This window comes from Rhizobium sp. BR 314 (genome assembly GCF_047445805.1).
Lineage (GTDB): Bacteria > Pseudomonadota > Alphaproteobacteria > Rhizobiales > Rhizobiaceae > Rhizobium > Rhizobium lusitanum_B.
Genome location: NZ_JARWLA010000003.1, coordinates 303,173 through 327,807, shown reverse-complemented (window position 1 = coordinate 327,807; position 24,635 = coordinate 303,173). Strand labels below are relative to the sequence as shown.

The 24,635-nt window shown below is 60.5% G+C and carries 23 protein-coding genes; 7 read left to right on the top strand and 16 right to left on the bottom strand.

From position 1 onward, the window contains the following. Nucleotides 1-3: 3 nt before the first annotated feature. Nucleotides 4-777, top strand: coding sequence for a DeoR/GlpR family DNA-binding transcription regulator (locus QD461_RS06495; RefSeq protein WP_414086974.1), 774 nt, complete (start codon nt 4-6; stop codon nt 775-777). Between the two features lie 85 nt (nt 778-862). Beyond that, nucleotides 863-2,404, top strand: a complete 1,542-nt coding sequence (gene glpD, locus QD461_RS06490; RefSeq protein WP_414086973.1) for a glycerol-3-phosphate dehydrogenase — start codon at nt 863-865, stop codon at nt 2,402-2,404. Between the two features lie 10 nt (nt 2,405-2,414). On the opposite strand, the gene soxR is transcribed toward glpD, so the two are convergent. Further along, complete coding sequence (gene soxR / locus QD461_RS06485; RefSeq protein ID WP_414086972.1) at nt 2,415-2,885, bottom strand: redox-sensitive transcriptional activator SoxR; 471 nt, start codon at nt 2,883-2,885, stop codon at nt 2,415-2,417. Nucleotides 2,886-2,952: 67 nt separating this feature from the next. Here soxR and QD461_RS06480 point away from each other — a divergent pair, with 67 nt between their 5' ends. Both QD461_RS06480 and QD461_RS06475 read left to right on the top strand, forming a co-directional pair. After that, entirely contained in the window at nt 2,953-3,528 is a 576-nt protein-coding gene (locus tag QD461_RS06480; protein WP_414086971.1) for an NADPH-dependent FMN reductase, read from the top strand. Nucleotides 3,529-3,699: 171 nt separating this feature from the next. Further along, the gene (locus QD461_RS06475; RefSeq protein WP_414086970.1) at nt 3,700-4,911 is read left to right on the top strand and encodes an acyltransferase family protein; all 1,212 of its coding nucleotides are present in this window, start codon (nt 3,700-3,702) and stop codon (nt 4,909-4,911) included. A 38-nt stretch (nt 4,912-4,949) separates the two neighbouring features. Here QD461_RS06475 and QD461_RS06470 read toward each other — a convergent pair whose 3' ends face one another. The 3 genes from QD461_RS06470 to QD461_RS06460 all read right to left on the bottom strand — a co-directional run bounded on the left by QD461_RS06470 (nt 4,950) and on the right by QD461_RS06460 (nt 8,795). Further along, the gene (locus QD461_RS06470) at nt 4,950-6,071 is read right to left on the bottom strand and encodes a mandelate racemase/muconate lactonizing enzyme family protein (protein WP_414086969.1); all 1,122 of its coding nucleotides are present in this window, start codon (nt 6,069-6,071) and stop codon (nt 4,950-4,952) included. A gap of 77 nt (nt 6,072-6,148) precedes the next feature. Then, a complete protein-coding gene (locus tag QD461_RS06465; protein ID WP_414086968.1) occupies nt 6,149-7,648 on the bottom strand; it encodes an aldehyde dehydrogenase family protein in 1,500 nt (499 codons plus the stop codon). 1 nt (nt 7,649) lies between these two features. Further along, nucleotides 7,650-8,795: an iron-containing alcohol dehydrogenase gene (locus QD461_RS06460; protein WP_414086967.1), complete on the bottom strand. Its 1,146-nt coding sequence runs from the start codon at nt 8,793-8,795 to the stop codon at nt 7,650-7,652. Between the two features lie 117 nt (nt 8,796-8,912). On the opposite strand from QD461_RS06460, the gene QD461_RS06455 reads away from it, so the two are divergent. Continuing rightward, entirely contained in the window at nt 8,913-9,818 is a 906-nt protein-coding gene (locus tag QD461_RS06455; RefSeq protein WP_414086966.1) for a LysR substrate-binding domain-containing protein, read from the top strand. 339 nt (nt 9,819-10,157) lie between these two features. On the opposite strand, the gene QD461_RS06450 is transcribed toward QD461_RS06455, so the two are convergent. From QD461_RS06450 to QD461_RS06400, 11 genes are all read right to left on the bottom strand, one after another. Further along, nucleotides 10,158-10,565 (bottom strand): F0F1 ATP synthase subunit epsilon, encoded by a 408-nt coding sequence (locus QD461_RS06450; RefSeq protein WP_113215361.1) that lies wholly within the window; start codon nt 10,563-10,565, stop codon nt 10,158-10,160. Between the two features lie 77 nt (nt 10,566-10,642). Continuing rightward, nucleotides 10,643-12,073: a F0F1 ATP synthase subunit beta gene (gene atpD, locus QD461_RS06445; protein ID WP_112504441.1), complete on the bottom strand. Its 1,431-nt coding sequence runs from the start codon at nt 12,071-12,073 to the stop codon at nt 10,643-10,645. A 23-nt stretch (nt 12,074-12,096) separates the two neighbouring features. After that, nucleotides 12,097-12,981: a F0F1 ATP synthase subunit gamma gene (locus QD461_RS06440; RefSeq protein WP_184709803.1), complete on the bottom strand. Its 885-nt coding sequence runs from the start codon at nt 12,979-12,981 to the stop codon at nt 12,097-12,099. A 29-nt stretch (nt 12,982-13,010) separates the two neighbouring features. Continuing rightward, a complete protein-coding gene (gene atpA, locus QD461_RS06435; RefSeq protein WP_414086965.1) occupies nt 13,011-14,540 on the bottom strand; it encodes a F0F1 ATP synthase subunit alpha in 1,530 nt (509 codons plus the stop codon). After that, on the bottom strand, nt 14,540-15,106 hold the full coding sequence (locus QD461_RS06430) for a F0F1 ATP synthase subunit delta (protein WP_414086964.1): 567 nt from the start codon (nt 15,104-15,106) through the stop codon (nt 14,540-14,542). Before QD461_RS06430 ends, atpA begins: the two co-directional genes overlap by 1 nt. 261 nt (nt 15,107-15,367) lie before the next feature. Continuing rightward, nucleotides 15,368-15,751 (bottom strand): DUF4345 domain-containing protein, encoded by a 384-nt coding sequence (locus tag QD461_RS06425; protein ID WP_414086963.1) that lies wholly within the window; start codon nt 15,749-15,751, stop codon nt 15,368-15,370. A gap of 108 nt (nt 15,752-15,859) precedes the next feature. Next, nucleotides 15,860-18,091 (bottom strand): primosomal protein N', encoded by a 2,232-nt coding sequence (locus tag QD461_RS06420; RefSeq protein WP_414086962.1) that lies wholly within the window; start codon nt 18,089-18,091, stop codon nt 15,860-15,862. A 159-nt stretch (nt 18,092-18,250) separates the two neighbouring features. Continuing rightward, complete coding sequence (locus QD461_RS06415; protein ID WP_414086961.1) at nt 18,251-18,499, bottom strand: hypothetical protein; 249 nt, start codon at nt 18,497-18,499, stop codon at nt 18,251-18,253. A 186-nt stretch (nt 18,500-18,685) separates the two neighbouring features. Then, nucleotides 18,686-19,393: a uridylate kinase gene (locus QD461_RS06410; protein WP_414086960.1), complete on the bottom strand. Its 708-nt coding sequence runs from the start codon at nt 19,391-19,393 to the stop codon at nt 18,686-18,688. 109 nt (nt 19,394-19,502) lie between these two features. Further along, nucleotides 19,503-20,636, bottom strand: coding sequence for an AAA family ATPase (locus tag QD461_RS06405; RefSeq protein ID WP_414086959.1), 1,134 nt, complete (start codon nt 20,634-20,636; stop codon nt 19,503-19,505). A 26-nt stretch (nt 20,637-20,662) separates the two neighbouring features. After that, nucleotides 20,663-21,607, bottom strand: a complete 945-nt coding sequence (locus QD461_RS06400) for a GNAT family N-acetyltransferase (RefSeq protein ID WP_414086958.1) — start codon at nt 21,605-21,607, stop codon at nt 20,663-20,665. A 243-nt stretch (nt 21,608-21,850) separates the two neighbouring features. Between QD461_RS06400 and QD461_RS06395 the strand changes: the two genes are divergently transcribed. Together QD461_RS06395 and QD461_RS06390 are read left to right on the top strand one after the other, a co-directional pair. Then, nucleotides 21,851-22,786 carry a tyrosine recombinase XerC gene (locus tag QD461_RS06395; RefSeq protein WP_414087078.1) on the top strand — a complete coding sequence of 312 codons (936 nt, stop codon included), beginning with the start codon at nt 21,851-21,853 and terminating at the stop codon, nt 22,784-22,786. A 129-nt stretch (nt 22,787-22,915) separates the two neighbouring features. Next, nucleotides 22,916-24,007 (top strand): TraB/GumN family protein, encoded by a 1,092-nt coding sequence (locus QD461_RS06390; protein ID WP_414086957.1) that lies wholly within the window; start codon nt 22,916-22,918, stop codon nt 24,005-24,007. Here the strand turns inward: QD461_RS06390 and QD461_RS06385 are convergent. Then, the gene (locus tag QD461_RS06385; RefSeq protein ID WP_414086956.1) at nt 23,985-24,500 is read right to left on the bottom strand and encodes a DUF2867 domain-containing protein; all 516 of its coding nucleotides are present in this window, start codon (nt 24,498-24,500) and stop codon (nt 23,985-23,987) included. The two genes, QD461_RS06390 and QD461_RS06385, sit on opposite strands and share 23 nt — an antisense overlap. Nucleotides 24,501-24,635: the final 135 nt, after the last annotated feature.

The window sequence follows — 24,635 nt, the reverse complement described above, 5'->3', positions numbered from 1 at the left end:
CCCATGTTCCTGTCCGGGCGCCAGACTGAGATTCTCGAAATCGCCAAGGCCGAAGGGCGTGTACTGGTTGAAGAACTGGCATCGCGCTTCTCCGTGACGCCGCAGACCATCCGCAAGGATCTGAACGACCTCTGCGACGGCCGCGTGCTGTCGCGCGTGCATGGAGGCGCAATTTTTCCCGGCGGCACGGAGAATGTGAAATATGAGGCGCGCCGCTCGATCGCCGCCTCCGAAAAGCAGGCGATCGGCCGCGCGGCCGCCGGCCTGATCCCCAACAACAGCTCGCTCTTCATCAATATCGGCACGACGACCGAGGCTGTCGGGGAAGCGCTGCTCGGGCATCACGAATTGATGGTGATTACCAATAACATCAACGTTGCCAATAAGTTGCGCATATTTCCATCGATCGAGGTCGTCATTGCCGGTGGTGTCGTGCGCGGCTCGGACGGCGGCATCGTCGGCGAAGCGGCCGTCGATTTCATCCGCCAGTTCAAGGTCGACTATGCGGTGATCGGCGCTTCGGCGATCGATACCGACGGCGCACTTCTCGATTTCGATTTTCGCGAAGTGAAAGTGGCGCAAGCCATCATCGCCAATGCCCGGCATGTCATCCTCGTGGCCGACAGCACGAAGTTCGAACGGACTGCCCCGGTGCGGATCGGGCATCTGTCGCAGGTTCACACCTTTGTCACAGACGAATGCAGTATTGAATCCGTGCGCACCATCGCGGCCGAGCATAGCGTGCGCCTGGTGGAGACTGCCAAACGACTAGACTGACCGGCGCGCTTTCAGTCAACAAACCTTCGTTTGACATTCGTATCTATTTCATTTTAGATGGATTATCTTTCGGATTTCCATCTTCATGAGATTGCATGCCTTTGCGGAGTGGCGGGTGAGCGAACAGGTCTACGATATTTTCGTTATCGGCGGCGGCATCAACGGATGCGGCATTGCCCGTGACGCCACGGGGCGTGGCTACAAGGTCGCTCTCGCCGAAATGAACGATTTCGCCTCCGGCACATCGTCCGGCGCCACCAAGCTCATTCACGGCGGCCTGCGCTATCTCGAACATTATGAATTCCGGCTCGTGCGCGAATCCCTGATGGAACGCGAAGTGCTGTGGGCGATGGCGCCGCACATCATCTGGCCGATGCGTTTCGTGCTGCCCTACCACAAGGGCGGCATTCGACCGGCCTGGCTCATCCGCCTCGGCCTCTTCCTCTACGATCACCTCGGCGGGCGAAAGCTGCTGCCGCCGACAGCGACGCTCGACATGAAGACCGATCCGGCCGGCAAGCCGCTGAAGGAGCTCTTCACCAAAGCCTTCGAATATTCCGACGGCTGGGTCGACGACGCCCGCATGGTGGTGCTGAACGCCCGCGATGCCGCCGATCGCGGCGCGATGATCCTGCCGCGAACGAAGGTGATTTCCGCGCGACGCGAGGGCGCCGTCTGGGCGATCGAAACGGAAAACACGATCACCGGCGAGAAGCGCCTGTTCCGCTCCCGCATGCTGGTCAATGCCGCAGGCCCGTGGGTCGATCACGTCCTATCCGACACGTTTGGCAAGAACCAGGTACACAATGTCCGCCTCGTTCAGGGCAGCCACATCATCGTGCGCAAGAAGTTCGAGGGGCCTCGCGCCTACTTCTTTCAGAACCCGGACAACCGCATCATCTTCGCCATTCCCTATGAAAATGACTTCACACTGATCGGCACCACGGATCGCGACTTCAAGGACGATCCGAAGGATGTGAAGATCAGCGACGAGGAAACCGCCTATCTGTGCAACGCCGCGAGCGAATATTTCAAGGAGCCCGTACGACCCGAGGATATCGTGTGGACCTATTCTGCCGTGCGCCCGCTTTATGACGACGGCGCGTCGAAGGCGCAGGAAGCGACACGCGATTACGTGTTGAAGGTCGAGGGCGAGGAAGGCCAGGCGCCGCTTCTTAATGTCTTCGGCGGCAAGCTCACGACTTATCGCCGCCTGAGCGAACATGCGCTGGAGAAGATCGGTGAAGCCATCGGCCTGAAGGGCACGCCATGGACGGCGAAAAGCTCGCTGCCGGGCGGCGACTTTCCGGTTCGCGGCTACGACGCCGAAGTTTCAAAGCTGAAGTCGCGCTATCCCTTCCTGGCCGATCCGCATGCCCGCCGTCTCGTCCGCCGCTATGGAACGCGAGCTGCGATGATCCTTGGTGATGCCAAGACGATCGCCGATCTCGGCCGCTGTTTCGGGAGCGATCTCTACGAGGCCGAAGTGCGCTATCTGACGGAACACGAATGGGCCTATAACGCTGCCGACATTCTCTGGCGCCGCTCCAAAAAGGGCTTGTACCTTTCGAAAGAGGAAGCCGCCGCGCTCGAAGACTATATGGCGGACAACCGCGTCCGCGCATAGCGCCTCCACTTCAATCGTCGGGATCGAGCAGGCGCGGGCCTGCGCCTTCACCGGAAAGACGATCCCACGGATTTCTGAGCGGACAGCTATCCATCGAGAGACAACCGCACCCAATGCAGCCGTTGAGCTGATCGCGCAACCCCTGCAGACGCCTGATGCGAGCATCGAGATCGTCCTGCCAGCGCGCGGAAAGCACCTTCCAGTCAGCTGCCGTTAGTGGGCGCCCCTGCGGCAGCGATTGCAGCGCCTCCTGAACCTCGGCAAGCGGAATGCCGACCCGCTGCGCCACCTTGATGATCGCGACCCGACGCAGCACTTCGCGGGCATAGCGCCGCTGATTGCCCCGGCTGCGCTGGCTCTCGATCAATCCTCTCGCCTCGTAAAAATGCAGCGCCGACACCGCTACGCCGCTCCGCGCCGCCACCTCGCCGACCGTCAGCAGCTTGGAAAATTGACCAGGTTCGTTTTTTCCCGTTTGCACTATTGACCTCAACTTTACTTGAGGTTTTATAAGCTAAGCTCCAGAGCGCGTAAAGCAGGAGCAAGACATGACAGAACCAACCCGGCTGGCTATCGTTTACGGCAGCACCCGACCGGGCCGCTTATGTGACCGGGTGGTCAATTGGGTCGCTCGGGAATTGGTGCACTATCCCCTTCTCGAAATCGATGTGATCGATCCTCTTGAATTCGATTTGCCGTTCCAGCATGACCGCGCGCACGACGGCGTCGCCGCCCTATCCGCGCGGCTCGCCGCAGCGGATGCCTTCATCATCGTCACGCCGGAATATAATCACAGCTTTACGGCCTCGCTGAAGTTCGTGCTCGATCTCGTCTACGAACCCTGGCACGGCAAGCCCGTCGCCTTCGTTTGCTATGGCGGCATTTCCGGCGGCCTGCGCGCCGTGGAGCAATTGCGGTTGGTCTTCGCCGAGCTGCATACCGTGACCGTGCGCGATACCGTTAGCTTTGCCAATCCGTGGGGCCAGTTTGCCGAGGACGGCACGCTGGAGAATCCGCTCGAAGCCAGAAAATCCCTCGTTCTCATGATCGCGCGGCTGACCTGGTGGAGCAATGCCCTGAAGCCGGCTCGCGGAACGCGTCCCTACCGCTCCGTCGCCGCTTGACAGATGTCGACAACATGTGAATCCGGCCTCTCGTTTCTGGCAGGTGCGAGAGATCGGTTCGACGCCCGGGCCTTGCATGAGAGGCTCGGGCGTCATGCTTTCAAGGATCCATCTTGCCGAAATCGCCGTGATGCCCTAACCCAATGCAGAGGAGTTTCGGCGGATACGGAAATGGAGCATGACAGGCGTCTGGGAGGAGCGGATTTCATGCGCGCCGTCGCATGTCTGATGGTGCTTGTGCACCATCTCGTGCTGCGCATGAATTTCTACAAAGTACCGCCAGATCTGGACGTGACCTTCTTGATCGGACGTTTCGGCAATCACGGCGTTTCGGTCTTCTTCGTTCTGAGCGGCTTCCTCCTCGCCCGCCCCTTCTGGTTGGCGCTCGACGGTGGTCAACCCCTGCCGTCACTGAGAATCTACGCCATGCGCCGCGCAGCACGCGTCCTGCCGGGCTTCTGGTTCGCTCTAACCGTCGGCTTTGTGATCAGCTTCACGGTCTATGGTTTTCGGCTCGATATGGAGCTTGTGGGCAGATACATCGCCGGCTTCTTCCTGATGAGCCAATGGCATTGGCGCACCTTTTTCCCGGTGCAGGGAGACGGCCCTCTATGGTCGATCCCGTTCGAGACGACCTGCTATGTCCTGATGCCAATCGGCTTCCTGCTGCTGTTCCATCCGAAGCTGAGATCACGCTCCCCACTCGTCAGCCGCCTCCTTTGGATCGGGATCATCGCGGTATCACTGATCGGCCATTCGCTGGTCGTTACCTATTTCCCGACGGATAGCGTCGGGCGAGGATGGCAATACGGCTTCCAGGGCGGCGCCAAGGAATGGATGCCGCGCTACAACCCTATCGGCTTCTTCGCAATATTTGCGATCGGCGTGCTGGCCGCCGGAATCCAGACCATCCTCTCGGCTCACCGCTCGGTGATCTACGATATCATCGGAGCGATCGCGATCGCCCTGGGTGCATGGCAATTGCCGCAGTCCATTGGCGGTGCGGCGGAAGGCTATGCTTGGCTCGGCGTTCCCTATCAATTCCCAGCGCTTCCCCTGGCGGTCGCCATTGCGCTTACTGCGCTCCCGCTATCACGATTTCTGGCAAAATTGCTCGACAACCGCCTGAGCCGCTACATCGCCACAGTCTCTTTCGGCGTCTATATCTGGCAGGATATTGTGCTAACCTTGATGCCTCAGCTCTTCCCGTCTTCCTTCGGCACCGGCTCGGATGACGTGCTTGGCGGCTGGATCACATCGAGCCTCGTGGCGACCGCAATCATCTTCGCCATCGGCAGTCTAAGCTATGTGCTGCTCGAGCGCCCCGTCATGCGTTGGGCACGCACGCGGGAAATGACGATAATGCAGCCCGCCACCGCGTGACGAGCCGGTACGCGAAACTGTCGTAAGGACGGCTCGGCCTAAATGCGCGTCGCCTTCAGGCGCGCCTCGTCGAGAACGATGCCGAGACCGGGCGCAACGCCCAGATCCAGCCAGCCGGCATGATGCTTGAGCGGCGACGCCATCGGATAATCGCGACGGGCCTCGCTCCACTCCGGATTGTCATAGGGATATTCGAGCCAGGCGGCGTCGGCGACACCGGCGGTCAGATGCGCATTGGCGAGCACGCCTATGCCGTTCGTCCAGGAATGCGGCGTAAATTGCACGCCCGCCTCGCGCGCCTGATAGGCGAGGCGCCGGCAACCGGTGATGCCGCCGACGAGCGCGACATCGGGCTGGATGACGTCAAAGGCGCGCTCCTCGATGATGTCGCGGAACTCATAGAGTTCGCGAGTCATCTCGCCGCCGACGATGCGCACCGAGGTCGCCTGCTTCAATTCCTTCATGCCCTTGCGGTCGGAGCGATAAAGCGGCTCTTCCATCCAGTAGACGCCGAGCCGTTCCAATTCTCTCGCGACAGCAAGCGCATCCTTGAAGGTCCACGGCAACGTCGTATCCCATGGCATGCGCCAGCCCTGATTGCAGTCGACCATCAGCTCCAGCCGATCGCCGACGCGGGCGCGGATCGCTTCGAGCGCCTTGACGTCCTCACGCCAGCCGCCACGCCCGCCCGAGGACGAGGAGAAGCGTACCTTCATGGCCGGAAAGCCCTCGTCGATATAGCGCTCGGCCTGATCGGCCATACTGGAGGGTTCGCGCAGCACGCCAGAGGATGCATAGAGCCTTACACGGCTGGCGCGACCGCCAAGCATCCGCCAGACCGGCTCGCCGGTGATCTTGCCGGAGAGGTCCCACAGCGCCAGATCCATCGGCCAGCAGCGGCCGTAATGGAAATTGATATGCGAGAGGACTTCATAATGTCGTTCGACGTGCCGCGGATCCTGCCCAATGAACAGATCCTCGTGGCCTTCGAAACCCTTCATCAGGTCGCCGGAGCCGATGCCTTCCCGGCCCTCATCATCCCTGACGCGGACGATGGTCGCATCGAAATGCTTGCGCGCGCGCCCATCCCAGCTCGCCTTGAACGCCGGATCGAGCGGCAGGCGATGATGGGTGATTTCGATGGAAACGATCTTGCTCATTGTGGCTCCCCTTTATCCTCCGGGCGTGATCCCCAAAGCGTTACCGCCTTGAACAGGATCATGCCGATATCAATCTCTCAACCGAACTGCTGCCAGATCGTCTTGTAATCGCAGTATTTGTCGATCGCATGCACCGAACGGTCTCGACCGAAGCCCGACTGCTTGAAACCGCCGAACGGCGTGGCGAAGTTCGACATGTCATAGGTGTTGACCCACACCGTACCCGCATGGATCTCTTCGGAAAAGCGGTGGGCGCGATCCATGTCCTTGGTAAAGACCGCACCGGCCAGCCCATAGATCGTGTCGTTGGCGATCTTCAGCGCTTCCTCTTCGGTATCGAAGGGAATGGCGGCCAGAACCGGGCCGAAGATCTCTTGCCGCGCCAGGCTCATATCGTTGGTCATGTCGACGAAGACACCCGGCGAAACATAATAGCCGCCGGTTTCGCTCAGGACGCGCTCGGCGCCGAAGGCGCGCCGTGCACCTTCCTTCTCGCCCGCTGCAATCATCGCCAGCACCTTGTTCATATGCTCTTCCTCGATCAAGGCACCGATCTGCGCAGAGGGATCGAGGGGATGCTTGAGCGTGATATCGGAGCGGGTCACCGCCTCGATCTTCTCGATCAGTCTGTCCTGCACCGAACGCTGCACGATGAGGCGAGTCGAAGCATGGCAGGTCTCGCCGGAATTATAGAAGCAACCCCAGGCCGCGGCGACGGCAGCGGCATCGAGATCGGCGTCTTCGAAGACGACCAGCGGCGACTTGCCGCCGAGCTCCAGTGCCACGCGCTTGACGTTCGATTGTGCCGCATAACCCATGATCAGCTTGCCGACTTCGGTCGAGCCGGTAAAGGCGATCATGTCGACATCCATATGCAGCGCCAGCGGCTTGCCAGTCTCCTCGCCGTAGCCCGTGACGACGTTGAAGACACCGGCGGGAAGACCGGCTTCGATCGCGAGTTCGGCAAGACGAATGGCGGAAAGCGAGGACTGTTCGGCCGGCTTCAGCACGACGGAATTGCCGGCAGCGATTGCTGGCCCCAGCTTCCAGGCATCGATGATCATCGGATAGTTCCAGGGCGTGATCGCGCCGATGACACCGAGCGGCACCTTGCGCACCAGTGCCCGGGCGTTCGGGCCGGTCGGCGCAATCTCGTCATACATCTTGTCGATCATTTCGCCGTAGAACTGGATGCCGTCGGCGCAGAGGCGCACATCGACACCAAGCGACGCCATGACCGGCTTGCCGACATCGATCGTCTCCAGCATGGCCAACTCATCACCATGGGTACGAATGAGGTCGGCCCATTTCAGCATGATCTTCTTCTTTTCCAACGGCTCCTTCTTGCGCCAGGTGCCGCTTTCGAAGGCAGCGCGGGCGGAGGCGACCGCAGCATCGATATCAGCGGCATCGCCGCGCGCAAGCTCAGCACCGGGTTTGCCATCCATCGGCCGGATGCGGGTGAAGGTCTCGCCCGAGGCGGCGGCGCGATGAACACCGTTTATGAAGTGACGCCCTTCCGGCTTAAGGCCGGAGAGAACGCTTTCCCAATAGTCGCGCGTATAATTCTTGGTCATGTCAAATTCCTTTCGGCAGCGCCATGATACTGGCGGCAAAGCGGTCGATATCGGCATCCGTCACGTCGCGGATCGTCGAGCGCCTCATGGGCTGATTTTCGGGTGCGCGCATTTCGCGGGCAAGGTCAGTGTCATCGAAGGGTTTGAAAGCAACCGGAAGCGAGCGCGTGATACCGCAGCGATCCATCCAGCCGGAGACGAACGCAGGAAGTTCAGCGGCACTCCCGACACCACATGCCTTCGCAGCAGCATTCAGTTCCGGCGTATCGGCTTCGACCAGCCAGCCAAGCGTCGCTTCGAAACCGAGCGCGGTCGCGAGACCATGATGAATGGGACCAAGGCCAGCGAGAGCATGGCTGATATTATGCGCGATCGCCGTGCCGCAATTGTCGATAGCAATGCCGGCAAAGCAGGAGCCGAGCAGCACATCGCCGCGCGCCGCAATATCATCGGGGTGCTTTACGGCCGTCTCGAGAGCACCGGTGATCAAACGCAGCGCCTGATGCGCATAGAATTGCGCACCGCGATGCGTGTTGCGGTTCGTCGCCGCCTCGAAGGCATGGATAAAGGCATCGAGGCCGCACCATGCCGTCAGGTTGGCGGGCAAGGTCTTCGTCAGCGCCGGATCGAGAATGACGAGATCGGCCTTTGTTTCCGGTCCCCAGATCCAGAGCTTCTTGCCCTCGGGGCCGGCGAAGATATTCGTGGCCGAGGTCTCCGAACCGGTGCCGGCGGTCGTCGGGATCATGATCTTCTTCATTGGGTTCTTCGGCAGCGGGTTGGCGGCCAGCGCATAACGCATCGGATCCTCGCCCGACGCGATGCAGCAGGCGACAATCTTGCCGATATCCAGCGCCGAACCACCACCGACGCCGATCACCATATCGGCGCCCTGCCCCGCAACGATTGCAGCATGCAGATGCGCAAGCTTCGGCTCACCGGCAAAGTCGGAAAAGACCTGCGTTTTCACGCCCACTTCGGCAAGCTCGGCGCTGATCTTCGCGGCAAGGCCGGACTGCGCCAGGAAGGCGTCGATGACAAGCAGAGCGGCGCCGACGCCATCGAAGGATTTGGCCGCAGCGGGAAGGCCGGAGAGCGCATCCTCACCGAAGCGAATGTCAGGAATGGCGGAAATGGAAAAGGACACGCGGGATCACCTTAGAAAAGCACCTGAAAATGATGTCACAATCCTGCATCACAATTTCAGATCTTCAAATCCAAGCAATTATCGGGAATATTGATGATCTCAAGTTATGGAGGGCCGATGCTAGAGAAAATACCGCTGGAGGCCTTCCGCGTGTTCGATGCGGCTGCGCGGGCCATGAACTTTTCGCGCGCTGGTCGCGAACTGAACATCACCCAGGCCGCCGTCAGCCGCCGCATCAAGGGGCTTGAAGATCATCTCGGCGCGACACTCTTTACCCGGCGCGGCCGAAATCTGGCGCTGACACCGGATGGCGAGCGGCTGTTTCAGCGCGTACGGGCTACGCTGGAATATCTGGAGGAAAGCCTCGAGCCTTTTCGCACCGGGACGGGCGAGATCATTTCCATTGCGGCAAGCGGTTCCATCTCGCATCTCTGGCTCGGGCAGCGGCTGAGGGATTTCGGCAAGGAGAGCCCGGGTATCTCGGTGCGCCTGCTGACGACGGACGTGCATTCCGAACTCGCCTCGGAGAACAACGACCTCATCATCATCTATTCCACGGGTGAGCACCCGCGCTGGAGCCTGACGCCGCTGCTGAAAGAGGTGTTGGTGCCGATCGCATCCCCCGACTATCTGGCGGCTCGCGGCCTCGACCCGCAGGCGCTGACACCGATCGACATCGCCGGGCTTGATCTCATCGACTATGAGCGCGCCAACGCCCACTGGATCAGCTTCCGCCAATGGTTCGGCCGCGTCGGCGATCCCCTGAAGGGCAAGCTGCCGCGACCGCGGCTTTCCTTTTCGACCTATATCATGGCGGTGGAAGCAGCCCTTAGGGGTGAAGGCATAGCGCTCGGCAGTCTCGGCCTCATCGAGGAATATCTGCAATCCGGCGCGCTCGTCACCATCGGCAAGGACCGCGTGGAGAGCGGCTTCGGATACTATCTCGGCGCCCCACGCTTTCGCTCCCTCTCCCCCGAAGCAGTGCAATTGCATCGGTTTCTGCTTGAAGGGCAACAAGCCTGATACGATTTCACGACGGCTATTCTCGCTGTCCGGGCGCAGGAACCCGCTAATTTGCAGCGGTTGCGGTCTCTCCCCACCCGCCTTCGTGGTTGTTCGAGGGCGCTTGCGCGCCGCCTCACCATGAGGCTGATCTTCTCACGCTGCTGCCAAACTTCCGCGAAGCGTCAAAGCGTATCGATGACCGGGTCAGCCAACTCCGTCATCGCTCTGAGGTGCGACGCCTTCTGGGCCTGTCGAAGGGGCGTAGCCTCGAAGGGCCTGGATGGCCCGCCCCGGGCCTTCCAACAAAAAAGCGGCCCATAGGACCGCTTTCATCTCACTCATCATCGCCAGGCCGCATCAATCCTGCGGGATCGAGCCGCGCAGATGCGTAAGTTCCATGATGAAATGTTCCAGGCGCGACTTGTGCTCGTGATGCTCGGCATCCTCAAGCTCGGCCTTGGCCGCATTAATGCGGCGATCCAGCTCATCGCGGCTCATATCTTCCACCGGAACGGCAGATTCGGCGAGCAGTGTGCAGCCGGTCGGCAGGATATCGGCAAAACCGCCGAATACGACGTAGTCCTGCTTCTTGCCCGAAGCCGAATGCACCTTAACGACGCCCGGCTTGATCGTGGTCATGGTCGGCGCATGGTTCGCCATGACCGTCATCTCGCCTTCGCTGGCGGGGATGACGACATCGATAACCTGTTCCGACAGCAGCAGGCGCTCCGGAGAAACCAGTTCGAAATTGAAATTGTCAGCCATGGCCCGTCACTTCTCGATTGTCTTATTCGCAAGGCAAAGGCGCGCGGGCATTGCCGCGCGCCGATGGATTGGCCTGATTAGGCAGCCAGCTTCTTGGCCTTTTCGATCGCTTCGTCGATCGAGCCAACCATGTAGAAGGCAGCTTCCGGCAGGTGGTCGTATTCGCCGTTGACGAGGCCCTTGAAGCCCTTGATCGTGTCCTCGAGAGCGACGAGCTTGCCCGGCGAGCCGGTGAAGACTTCGGCGACGAAGAACGGCTGCGACAGGAAGCGCTCGATCTTGCGGGCGCGGGCAACGGCCAGCTTGTCGTCTTCGGAAAGTTCGTCCATGCCCAGGATGGCGATGATGTCCTGCAGGGCCTTGTAGCGCTGCAGCGTCGACTGAACCTTACGAGCAATTTCGTAGTGCTCTTCGCCGACGACCAGCGGGTCGAGCATGCGCGAGGTGGAGTCGAGCGGGTCAACGGCCGGGTAGATACCCTTTTCAGCGATCGAACGCGACAGAACCGTCGTTGCGTCCAAGTGGGCGAACGAGGTGGCCGGAGCCGGGTCTGTCAAGTCGTCGGCCGGAACGTAAATAGCCTGAACCGAGGTGATCGAGCCCGTCGTCGTCGTGGTGATGCGTTCCTGCATCTGACCCATGTCGGTAGCGAGCGTCGGCTGATAACCAACTGCCGAAGGAATACGGCCGAGCAGAGCCGACACTTCCGAACCAGCCTGCGTGAAGCGGAAGATGTTGTCGACGAAGAACAGAACGTCCTGGCCTTCATCGCGGAAATTTTCAGCAACCGTCAGACCGGTCAGAGCGACGCGAGCGCGGGCGCCCGGCGGTTCGTTCATCTGGCCGTAAACCAGCGCAGCCTTGGAACCTTCGCCGCCGCCATGCTTGTTGACGCCCGATTCGATCATTTCGTGGTAAAGGTCGTTGCCTTCGCGGGTACGTTCACCCACGCCTGCGAAGACCGAGTAACCACCGTGCGCCTTGGCGACGTTGTTGATCAGTTCCATGATGAGAACGGTCTTGCCAACGCCGGCGCCGCCGAACAGGCCGATCTTGCCGCCCTTTGCGTAGGGAGCGAGAAGGTCGACGACCTTGATGCCGGTGACGAGGATCTGCGCTTCCGTGGACTGCTCGACGTAGGACGGAGCATCCTGGTGGATGGCGCGCTTCTTGGCGGTGTTCAGCGGCCCGGCTTCGTCGACCGGTTCACCGATAACGTTCATGATACGGCCGAGCGTTTCATGACCGACCGGAACGGAGATCGGTGCGCCGGTGTCCTTGACCGGCTGGCCGCGAACCAGACCTTCGGTGGAGTCCATGGCGATCGTGCGAACGGAGTTTTCGCCGAGGTGCTGTGCGACTTCGAGAACCAGACGATTGCCGTTATTGTCGGTTTCAAGCGCATTCAGGATTGCCGGGAGTTCGCCGTCGAAAGCAACGTCCACAACGGCGCCGATAACCTGCGTAACCTTACCGACAGAACCTGCGGGGGTAGCTGCGTCAGCCATATTCTTACCCTCTTTTCCTAACCTCAGAGCGCTTCCGCGCCCGAAATGATTTCAATCAATTCCTTGGTGATCTGAGCCTGGCGCTGACGGTTGTAGCTCAGCGTCAGCTTGTTGATCATCTCACCAGCGTTGCGCGTAGCATTATCCATCGCGCTCATCTTGGCGCCCATCTCGCCGGCGACGTTTTCGAGCAACGCGCGGAAGATCTGGACGGAGATGTTGCGCGGGATAAGGTCCGCGAGGATCGAAGCCGCATCCGGCTCGTATTCGTAGACAGCGCCCTTGTGGGCTGCATCTTCTTCGACGACGGCGGGAGCCGAAGCCGGGATGAGCTGCTGTGCCGTCGGCACCTGGCTGATCACCGACTTGAATTCGGAGTAGAACAGCGTGCAAACGTCGAATTCGCCAGCTTCGAACATTTCAATAACGCGCTTGCCGATGACATCGGCATTGTCGAAACCGATACGCTTGACGTCGCGCAATTCCTTGCGCTCGACGATCAGCGATGCATACTCGCGGCGAAGAACGTCATAGCCCTTCTTGCCGACGGTGAAGATCTTCACCGTCTTGCCTTCGGCCAGAAGCTTGCGGGCATGGTCACGGGCGAAGCGCGAGATCTGCGAGTTGAAGCCGCCGCAAAGGCCGCGTTCGGCCGTGCAGACGACGAGCAGATGCACATCGCTCTTGCCGTTTCCGGTCATCAGCAGCGGCGCACCGTCAGCATCGCTGACGGCGGCCGAGATGTTAGCCAGAACAGCGGCCATGCGCTGCGAGTAAGGCCGGGCGGCCTCGGCCGCCTCCTGCGCACGCCGAAGCTTCGCCGCGGCGACCATTTTCATCGCCTTGGTGATCTTCTGCGTCGCCTTGACGGAGGCGATCCGGTTTTTCAGATCCTTGAGTGAAGGCATCCTTGGTCCGTCCTAGAGCTTGGGCCCGATTACGTGAAAGACTTTACGAAGCTGTCGAGAGCAGCGGTGAGCTTGCCCTTCGTCGCGTCGCTGATGGCCTTTTCGGTGCGGATGGTGTCGAGGATGTCTTTGCCTTCCGAGCGGAGGTACGACAGCAGACCCTGCTCGAACCTGCCGACCTGGTTGACAGGCAGCTTGTCGAGGTAGCCGTTGACGCCGGCGAAGATCACCGCAACCTGCTCTTCCGTCTTCAGCGGCGAGAACTGCGGCTGCTTCAGGAGTTCCGTCAGACGCGAACCGCGGTTCAGCAGGCGCTGCGTTGCGGCATCGAGGTCGGAACCGAACTGGGCGAAGGCGGCCATTTCGCGATACTGGGCGAGTTCGCCCTTGATCGAGCCGGCAACCTGCTTCATCGCCTTGATCTGAGCGGACGAACCAACGCGCGAAACCGAGAGACCGACGTTAACGGCCGGGCGGATACCCTGATAGAACAGGTCGGTTTCGAGGAAGATCTGGCCGTCGGTGATCGAGATCACGTTGGTCGGAATGAAGGCCGAAACGTCGTTACCCTGCGTTTCGATGACCGGGAGAGCGGTGAGCGAACCAGCACCCTTCTCGTCGTTCATCTTTGCAGCGCGCTCGAGGAGACGCGAGTGCAGGTAGAAAACGTCGCCCGGATAAGCTTCGCGGCCCGGTGGGCGGCGCAGCAGCAGCGACATCTGGCGGTAGGCAACGGCCTGCTTGGAAAGGTCATCGTAGCCGATCAGCGCGTGCTGGGCGTTGTCACGGAAGTATTCGCCCATGGCGCAACCGGCGAACGGAGCCAGGAACTGCATCGGAGCCGGATCGGAAGCGGTCGCAGCGACGATGATCGAGTACTTCAGTGCGCCGCGCTCTTCCAGCACCTTGACGAACTGGGCAACGGTCGAACGCTTCTGGCCGACGGCGACGTAGACGCAGTACAGCTTTTCGCTGTCCGGACCGGCATCGTGGATGGCCTTCTGGTTCAGGATCGTGTCGAGAATGATGGCGGTCTTGCCGGTCTGGCGGTCACCAATGACGAGCTCGCGCTGGCCGCGGCCAACCGGGATCAGAGCGTCGATGGCCTTGAGGCCGGTCGACATCGGCTCATGAACCGACTTGCGCGGAATGATGCCGGGAGCCTTGACGTCGACGCGCGAACGGCGGGTCGCGTTGATCGGGCCCTTGCCGTCGATCGGGTTGCCGAGAGCGTCGACGACGCGGCCGAGCAGTTCCGGACCAACCGGAACGTCCACGATGGCGCCCGTACGCTTGACGGTGTCGCCTTCCTTGATGTCGCGGTCGGAGCCGAAAATAACCACACCGACGTTGTCGGCTTCGAGGTTCAGCGCCATGCCGCGGATGCCGCCGGGGAACTCGACCATTTCGCCGGCCTGGACGTTATCCAGACCGTAGACACGGGCGATACCGTCACCGACGGAGAGAACCTGGCCGACTTCGGAGACTTCAGCTTCCTTGCCGAAGTTTTTGATCTGATCTTTCAGAATTGCGGAAATTTCCGCGGCGCGGATATCCATCAGCCGACCTCTTTCAATGCAAGCTTAAGGGTGGAGAGTTTGGTGCGAAGGGACGTATCGATCTGGCGGGAACCGACCTTGACGATCAGACCACCGAGGATCGAGGGATCGACCGTGACGGCTATTGCCACGTCCTTGCCGGTGACGCCCTTCAGCGCCGCCTTCAATTCATCTTCCTGCGCCTGAGTGAGCGCATGAGCCGAGGTAACCTCGGCGGAAATCTCGCCGCGATGCTGTGCGGCGATGATGCGGAAAGCCTTGATCATGCCCGGCAGCGCAAAAAGGCGCCGATTGCTGGCCACAAGCTTCAAGAAATTGGTGACGTAGGCGCCGAAGCCGGCCTTCGTTGCCAGCGCCTGGATCGCGCCGACCTGCTCGTCGGCCGAAAAGACCGGGCTGAGGACGAAACGCTTCAGATCGTCGCTCTCGTCGAGCATGGCTTGGAACCGATCGAGATCGGCGGTCACTGCCGGCACTGCACCCTCTTCAAGGGCCAACTCGAACAGCGACGAGGCATATCGTTCTGCAACGCCAGAAACATGCTGGGATGTGTCTGCCACGGGCACAAAATTCCCTGATTTCAACCCAAGAACCCGACTCCCGGAAAACGGAAGCCATATGCCCTTGAATTCGTTTTGATTTCCCCCAGAAATCAGCAGGAGTACGCTCCTGCCTCATCCGAAATTCGGGGTTCGTCTAACATAGGATATTGAGACTCGCAACACGCGTATTCGCCGAATACGCCATTCGGGCGAATTTATGATGGCAAAAATTCAAAAGCATGGGGATAGCGCGTGCAAATACGGCGGCGCAAAAGCCTTTTCGGCTCAAATATAGCCCAGCCCGTACAGGAAAGGTAGCGCGGAAAGAATCGCCTGCACAACCAGAAGGAGAAGACCAACGATTACACTGCCGCGGTCGGACATTAGCGCGAGAATGCGGCCGAACGCCGCGACGCCGAAGGACGCACCAAGCGCAAGATAAATCATCGGCTGCGCAAGCAGGATCGCCACAAGCCCGAAACCGAGCATGAAACCGCCGGCCGAGCGCGCCTCACCATAGGCTTCCGTTCGTCCGTCGCGCACCTGAAGCTTGAGAATGCGATAGGTGTAACCCGGCGCAAACATCATGAAGAAGCCGATCAGCGCCGTTGCTGCGGCCGAACAATAGGCGAGCCGCTCGCCGAATTCGGTCGGAAAATAAAGCTCCATCGGTCACCCTCAAAATCGCCAGCGCGCAAATCACCTAAGTGAGACGGCGACTTATGGCATGATCCGGTCAAACAGGGAAAGGCGCAGTCAATATATCTGCCGCGCCAATCACAGAAAGCTTTGCGGATCGATGTCGAGTTGCACCTGTATGGAGCCGCGCTCCTTCGGTGATTGAGCCAGCATCGCTCGAAGGAAGGCCTGCATATCGGAATTGCGCCGGCCATGCACCAGCAGGCGGAAACGGTGGCGGCCGCGCACGAGTGCGATCGGCGCTTCCGCCGGGCCGAGCACCGCAATGCCGGAGACCTGCGGCGCCGCATTGCGCATGCCGCGGGCATGGGTCTCCGCATCTTGCCTGTTATCGGCCGAAACGATGATCGAGGCCAGCCGACCGAAGGGCGGCAAGATGGCCCTTTCGCGCTCCAGGATCTCGCGCTCGTAGAAGGCACCGGCATCGCCGGAAACGATTGCCTGCATAACGGGATGCTGCGGCTGATAGGTCTGCAGCAATCCGTGGCTCTTGAGGCCCGTTCGCCCCGCACGCCCAGTCACCTGCGACAGGAGCTGGAATGTCCGTTCGGCCGCGCGTGGATCGCCATTGGCAAGGCCGAGATCCGCATCGACGATGCCGACCAACGTCATCAACGGAAAATTATGACCCTTGGCGACAAGCTGCGTGCCGATGACGATATCGGCCTCGCCCTTGGCGATCGCATCGAGCTCCAGTCTCAGTCGCTTGACGCCGCCCATAATATCGGACGAAAGCATGATGGTCCGCGCGTCTGGGAAGTGACGCTCCACCTCCTCGGCGATCCGCTCGACGCCTGGCCCGCAAGCAACGAGATGATCGAGCGTGCCGCACTCGGGGCAGGCTTCCGGCGTGCGCTCGGCATAACCGCATTGATGGCACTGGATCTGTTTGCGGAACCGGTGCTCCACCAGCCAGCTCGAACATTGTGGGCACTGAAAGCGATGGCCGCAGACGCGGCAGAGCGTCAGCGGCGCATAGCCGCGCCTGTTGAGGAACAGCAGCGCCTGCTCGCCCTTGGCAACCGTCTTGCTGATCGCGCGCAACAGCACCGGCGAGAGAAAGCCGCCGCGCTCCGGCGCGTGCCGACGCATGTCGACCAGGTGCAAATCAGGAAGTGCCGCGTCGCCATAGCGCGTCGGCAAATGGATTGTCGTATAACGCCCGCTCTGACCGTTGACCTGGCTTTCGACCGAAGGCGTGGCCGACACCAGCACGACGGGAAAATCACCGATGCGGCCGCGCACGACAGCCATATCGCGCGCATTATAATAGACACGATCCTCCTGCTTGTAGGCAGGATCATGTTCTTCGTCGACGATGATGAGGCCGAGATCCTCGAATGGCAGGAACAGCGCCGAGCGAGCTCCGGCCACGACCCTGACTTCGCCTGTGACGGCCTGACGCCAGACCTTCTCGCGCATTTTCGGCGCAAGATCGGAATGCCATTCGGCCGGCTTGGCGCCGAAGCGATCCTGAAAGCGCTCGAGAAAGCTTGCCGTCAGCGCGATCTCCGGCAACAGGATCAGCACCTGCCTGCCGCGCCTTAGTGTTTCGGCAATGGCCTCGAAATAGACCTCCGTCTTGCCGGACCCGGTGACGCCGTCGATCAGCGAAACTGCGAACTCACCCTTGCGCACATCGGCCAGGATCTCGTCGGCCGCATCCTTCTGCGGCCCCTGCAGCCGCGAGGCGGTGAATTCCGGATCTGGCTTGGCGACCACCGGCGGTGGCGGCAGGAAGATGGTCTCGAAAATGCCTTGCGAGATCAACCCGTCGACGACGCTGGTGGAAACACCGGCCGCATGTGCGAGGCCAAGCCGCGTCCAGGACAGCCCATCGGCGGCAATCTCCATTACCTTGGCGCGGGCCGGCGTTAGCCTCTCCGGCTGACCTCCGATGAAACGCAGGCCCTCGATCATCGGCTCAGGATCGAAGGCGGCAGGCGCCCGGAGTGCCATGCGCGCCACAAGCCCCGGCGGCGACAGCGTGTAAGTGGCAACCCAATCGATGAAATCGCGCATATGCTTGCCGAGCGGCGGGCAATCGAACACATGGCTAATCGGCCGCAGCTTCTTCGGGTCGACGCCACCATCATCATCGCCATCCCAAACGACGCCGATGACCTGCCGCGGCCCGAGCGGCACCTGCACGACGGAGCCCGGCTCCACCGCCATACCCTCAGGCACAGCATAAGAATAGGCCCTCGGCGCCGGCATCGGCACGAGAACGGGAACCGTACGGTTCGTCACAGGCTTTGCGGGCGCCGCCTCGAAAAGCGCACCGAACAAATCGGAAGAATCTTTGCTCATTGCGCCAGACCATGCCCCGGACGGTCGCAAAAGGAAACCCGGGAGTGATGCACGACGGTTCGCAAAATCCCAACAGCCTGCAACAGCAGCGAATATCCAATCTTATTCAGCGACGCCATCTGTCACCATCGTCGGCCCTTCTGTGGGAATTTCCTTCCTCTAATTTCGAGGCAAGTACGGAATCACAATTAAGAGCAGCAGCGCCCAGGGTAGCAAACCAATCCATCCTGCCATTTGTGCCTGGCAAAGAAAGCCGCCGCTTGTAATACGCTTGAAGCCGAGCCAGTTGAATCCCGTCTCACCTGCCGAGAGAGCCTGAACCTCCACCCAGCCAAGGGAGATCAAGGGCAGGATTATCCGAGAAGTTCCGTATCCTAAAGTCTCTAAAATGAAATCGACAACAAGCACGCCTACCCCATCCTGCCCACATCCAAGAGAGCATCCACTTGACCAGATACAAGTTTGGGTGGCATCGATCGGACTTCAAGTCCTGCTTTCTTGCATTTTGTGACTCACGATCTCGGCTTCTGGAGCAAAGTTGCCTCGAACACCTTCGTCCGGCAAGCAGCATCTGCCACCGCATTCCGTGAATAATCAAAGCTCTCGCGACACTTCAAACAGCCTGCCGCCCTCACTGATCCGAAGGGTCGGCCGATCAAAATCGTCATTGCTAATTATCGCATCGGCCGAAAAAGTAGGCGCAGCGAGGCTTTCATAGAGAGCAAACGCGGGCCGGTATCGATCGGCATAGAGCTGGCGGGTCGTCTCCGTTCCGCCCAGAAGTGCCGTATCGCGCGCAATGCCACGCTGTTCGGAGACATCTTCGGAGGTTTCGACGAAGATGGCGAGGTCCCAGCCTTCCAGCAGCTCCGGCCGCTGCAGAAAGGTGCCGTCGACGATGAGGATCGCATCATCCGGCGCGAACTGAGGATCCTGTTCGATCGGCACATCATTGTGCAGATCGAAGGAGGCGGTGCGATACCATTGATCGCCGCCCGGCCCCAGGGGCCTCAGAAGCAGCGCATTGATGGCGGGAAGATCGCGCGCATCGTGATAGTAACCTTCGGCGGAATGCCGGCCGCGCGCATAGCGCTCTACCTTTGGCCGATGGAAGCCATCGATGGAGGTGCGGATGATCTCTCGGCCGCTGAGCTTGAGGCACTCGGCCAGTTCGTTCGCCAGCGTGGTCTTGCCTGAGGCCGTCCTGCCGTCGATCGCGACGCGAAGCGGCCGCGCCATTTCCAGGCTCGCAATGATGGTAGCCAAGTTGTTCAAGAGAGCAGCTCTATCCGCTGAGGTCATGTCGGCAATCCCATTTCAATAAATCTAAGTGTTAAAAATCCCGGCGGAGATTTGCCCCTGCCGGCCGTCGCGCGACCTTGAGCAGGTCTAGCGAAAGCTCCAACGTCTATTATTCATCGTCGTCATCAATCAGGCCGGTCAGCCGCATGCCGTCGATCCAGGTGCAGCCGTCTTCGCGGATCACGCGGCGCGGCTTTGCCCCGCAGCGCTCGCGCACGGCCTCCGCTAAGCGCTCGGAATGGGTAACAATCCAGATCTGGCTGGTCTTGGCCGCCTGCGCGATCATATCGGCAAGCGGCGGCAGCATGTCGGGATGCAAGCTCGCCTCCGGCTCGTTGAGCGCGATCAGCGGAGGCAGGCGATAGGACATCAAGGCGGCAGCAAGACCGAGAAAACGAATCTGGCCGTCGGAAAGCTCGCGCGGCTGGAAGACGCGGTTGGGAAACTCGGGCAGCATCAACCCGAAATCCGCCGTTTCCTGCGGCTCGGGTACGACAAGCCGCGCGCCACCGAGCGCCGCGGCAAGAAACCGATCCAGTTCGACCGTATCTCCCCGTATATGCGCGAGCGTTGCGAATACAGCGGCAATATTGGCTCCGTCCTCATCCAGCATCGGTGACGTGACTGCGAGACAAGGCCCGCGCAGCGGCGAAGCGCGATCGGTGCGGAAGCCATGAAAGAAGCGCCAAGCGTCGACGGCGCGGCGGAAGGTGCCGATTTCCGGATAATGTCCGGCATCGCCAAGTAGCGCGATTGCAGTTTCCGACGGTAAAGCCTGCTCACGATAGGCTTCGATACGGCCAGTTTCGCCGCGCACCGAAATGCCGGCCCCTTCGCGCTTCATCATCGTCACCGGCCTACGCCCGGCTTCGAACGAAAGTTCCTCGGCCTTGATTTGCGGCTCTAGAGAAAACCCCGCAGCAGTCGGCGGCTTCATGCCGGCCTCGATCCAGTAGCGGAAGGTCGCGGCGCGCTCCATGTCCAGCAACTCGACATCGAAGCGGATGCGCGCGGATTCATGCGAACGACGCTTACCCGACCACATGGCCGAGAACATGCCGCCTTCGCTGGAGATTTCATGCGCCAGCCGGCCGCGAACCGCCGCCTGCACCAGCTGCAGCGAGCGATAGAGGTTGGATTTACCGACACCATTCTCGCCGATGAACAGGTTGACATCGGAGAGATCCATTCGGATCGAGCGCAAGGAGCGATAGTTCCGGGCAGACATGGAGCGTAGCAGCATGTCCTGCGGTCTAGCCGATTCCCGTTTCAAAGAAAATGCGATACCAGGGCTTCGTCCCGCCTGGGTAGCACAACCGGAGAGAAAGTTGCATTGCCATCGGCCGCAAGGTCGAAGACCGTATGCCTCTCCAGCGCTTTCGTTACCTCGTTGACGTCACCGTCCAGATCCTCGACCGGGATGAGGTTGCCCACGAGAAAATCGAACCGGTCCCCGCGCTTGTTGAGCAGCTCGTGGAAAACCGTCATGTCGCGCAGCTCGGTCGACCATTTGGCGAACCAGTAGAACAGGCCGGAATTACGCGCCGTCAGGTGCACGGGCAGGATCGGCAGATTGTATTTGCGCGCCAGCCCTACGGCTGACGTCTTCCAGGGCCGCTCGTTCAGCTTGCCGTTCGCCCAATAGGCGATGCGACCGGAGGGAAACAGCACCGTCACCTTGCCGTCGGCAACCGCCCGGTTCGTCAGTTGCAGCGTCTCGCGCGTCTTCGGCTTGCTCTTGTGTTCCTCGCGCCATTCGACCGGGATGATCATCTCTGCAAAGCGCGGATTGACGCGTACCGCATCTCGATTGGCAAACACCATCATATCGGGCCGGCGCGACTTCAGGAGATCGAAGACGGCGACGCCATCGGCGATGCCTGTGGGATGGTTGCTAACGAGAATGAACCCACCGGATGCGGGAATACGATCGGCATGGCTCACGCCGATGTCGAGCCGCAGCAGATCGCTCATATATTCGAAGCACTGGAAGCCAGAGAGCTTGGCGACATCATCAGCAAACTCGATCGCCTTGTTGTAGCGCAGCAGCGTGTAGAGGAACGGGCGCATCAGCGGCCAGAGCGGGTTGCGAACGATCTTCTGACCGCGCTCGGCAATCAAAGTATCGACGATATGCCCCGGCTGCCCCTGGGACACCAAGGCGATCACCTCTGCCAGCTGTCCCAGTGCAGTTATCGAACCCCGGCGCGCCATGAAGTGTCCTGAATTGTTGGGAAATATTCTATCGCAATCGAATATGATCGAAGCATGACAAGCGCCTCGCATGCAACCGCTGAACCGTCGGGGTCTGGGGAGCGGGTTACATGCCGCAATTTTGAGTATCGCTACTCCCGCCATGCACCAAAAATGCAAGCGAGCCGACAGGAAAGTTAACAATTCCATAACCTTCCCTCTTTCAAAGTGGCAGAAGAAATCCGAATTTCAAGGGGTTTTCCACTGAACGAATTGTTGATCATTGCCGACTCTCAGTTGATGGCGGAGCGCAGCCGCTGGCTCGAAACGCTCGGCCAGGAGCGGCGGCTCGCAGCCCACACGTTGAGCGCCTATGAGCGCGATAGCCGGCAGTTCCTGACTTTTCTCACCGGCCATCTCGGCGGCCCGGCAACGATCGCGGATATTCACGCATTGCGCCCCGCCGATTTTCGCGCCTTCCTTGCCTCACGCCGCAAGGACGGTGCCGGCGCACGTTCGCTCGGCCGCAACCTTGCCGGACTTCGTTCACTCTTGCGTTACCTCGAGAAGAAGGGCCTGGTGAATGCCGCCGGTGCCGCCGCCGTGCGCTCGCCGAAACAGCCGAAGTCGCTTCCCAAACCTCTCTCCGATACCCAGGCGATCACCGTCGTCAGCGACGAAGCGCAGTTGCACGAGGAGCCGTGGATCGCCGCACGCGACGCTGCGGTCCTAACCCTGCTTTACGGCTGCGGCCTGCGCATTTCCGAGGCGCTTGACCTGAAGCCGCAGGATTTTTCGCCAGGTGCCACCTCTTTGCGCATCACCGGCAAAGGCAACAAGACGCGGCTGGTGCCGCTGCTTCCCGTCGTTATCGAAGCGGTCGAGCACTATCGCAAGATCTGTCCTTACCATCTCGAAGCCGATGGACCGCTTTTCCGCGGCGCGCGCGGTGGCAAGCTGCAGCCGGGCATCATCCAGCACGGAATGCAAAAGCTGCGCGGCGCCTTCGGCCTGCCGGATACAGCTACGCCACATGCGCTTCGCCATTCCTTCGCCACGCATCTGCTCGCAGGCGGCGGCGATCTTCGCACTATCCAGGAACTGCTCGGCCATGCCAGCCTTTCGACAACGCAGGTCTATACCGGGATCGATTCCTCACGATTGCTCGAGGTCTATGATCGAGCCCACCCGCGGGCATAAGAAAGCATTAACCCCCTGCGTTAAGGAAAAATGCGTTTCCAAAGGGTAGAGCAGAGGCTTGTTCTGCACGTCTCTCGAAAGCCATTTTCGCGCTCTAGAAGCCGTAGCTTTTGCCAGCGGAAGGTTTAGATGATTTCTGCCCTCGGATCCAAGATGACGCGGCCTGCGAAACCGGCGCCTGCCGATATCCTGCTTTGGCTTGCAACGGCCTTTCCGCTGATGCTGGCCGTTATCTTGATCGCGACCCTGCTGACGCTGCAGCCTGTTCATGCCGACCAGGCTGTCTCGGACAAGTGCGGCGGCAAGGATCTGATGGCCGAGCTGCAGAAGACCGATCCGGCGAAGTATGCCTCCATCATCGCAGCCGGCGACAAGGTAGAAAACGGCAAGGGCATTTTCTGGAAGATCGAGAAGCCCGGCCTGAAGCCCTCCTGGATGCTCGGCACGATGCATGTTTCCGATACGCGTGTGCTCGCCATGCCGAAGGGCGCGGCCGAAGCCGCGGCTTCGGCCGACACGATCGTTGTCGAATCCGACGAGATTCTCGACGACAAGAAGGCAGCAGCCGCCCTCTTCGCCAATCCGTCGCTGACGATGATCACCGATGGCTCGACCATCAGCGAGCATCTTTCCACCGAAGACAATGCGCGCCTTGAGGCGGGATTGAAAGAACGCGGCATCGTTCTTGCCACCGTCTCCCGCATGCAGCCGTGGCTGATCGCAAGCTCGTTCGAAATGACGGGCTGCGAGGTTCGCCGCAAGACCGCCGGCGCCAAATTCCTCGATCAGAAGCTGGCGAGCGATGCCGCGGCCGAAGGCAAGCAGGTGAAGGGGCTCGAGACCCTGGCCGAACAGGCCAAGGCAATGAGCGATCTGCCGATCGCGCTGCATCTGAAATCGCTGATCCAGACGCTCGAACTCGGCGACAAGATCAACGACGTCAACGAAACGATGACCGATCTCTATCTCGCTGGTAATATCGGCGCGATGGTGCCGATGCTGAAGGTCATCGAGCCTAGCCAGAAGATCACTGACGACGATACTGCCGCCTTCGAGCAGCGCATCATTCTCGACCGCAACAAGGTTATGGCCGAGCGATCCGCGCCGATCCTCGACAAGGGGAACGCCTTCATCGCCATCGGTGCGCTGCATCTCGTCGGCGACAAGGGCCTCGTCGCGCTGCTGCGCAAACAGGGCTTCACGGTGACGCAGGCAAACTAGCGGAATTCATGCGCCTGCCGAAATCGGCCAGCATCCTCGCGACGATCAGCCGGTGAAACGGCGTAATCAGGGCAATATAGATCCGCCCAAGCAATATCTTGCGCTTCACCAGCGTCGTAGTGTCGACCAGCCGGCGCCCCTGACCATCGTCCCGCACGTCGATGACGACGCGAAAATCGAGATGGCGATCGTCAAAGCCTAGAACGACCCGATCGTCCGACTGGCTGACGATCGGAAAAAAGCCGATCGTTCCCTTGTCGCCCGCCAGATCACTGCCGGTGGATTTCAATCCGAATATGCTCGTCACCGAATTGCGCAGCGACATCAGCAACCGCACCCAGGGCGGAAAGCGGCCAAGCATCGCACGCGCCGCAGCTATTGCCGTAAGATCCGATTTCGACACCTGCAGCTCGAAACAATCCGCCCAATCCGCCCCCGGTAAAGCGGGATGCGGCATATGCGGTTTCACCATCAAGGGTTTTGCAGACATCATTTCACCTGTCATTGCGATGTCTGCAGACTATCATATCGGGCAAAACAACCGCAGCGATAAAGCCGGCTGCGGCAATTTACCCGAGGCAGGATCGGGTTTGAGCATCTGCATGAAAAGGACGCAGCAGCCTTTCGC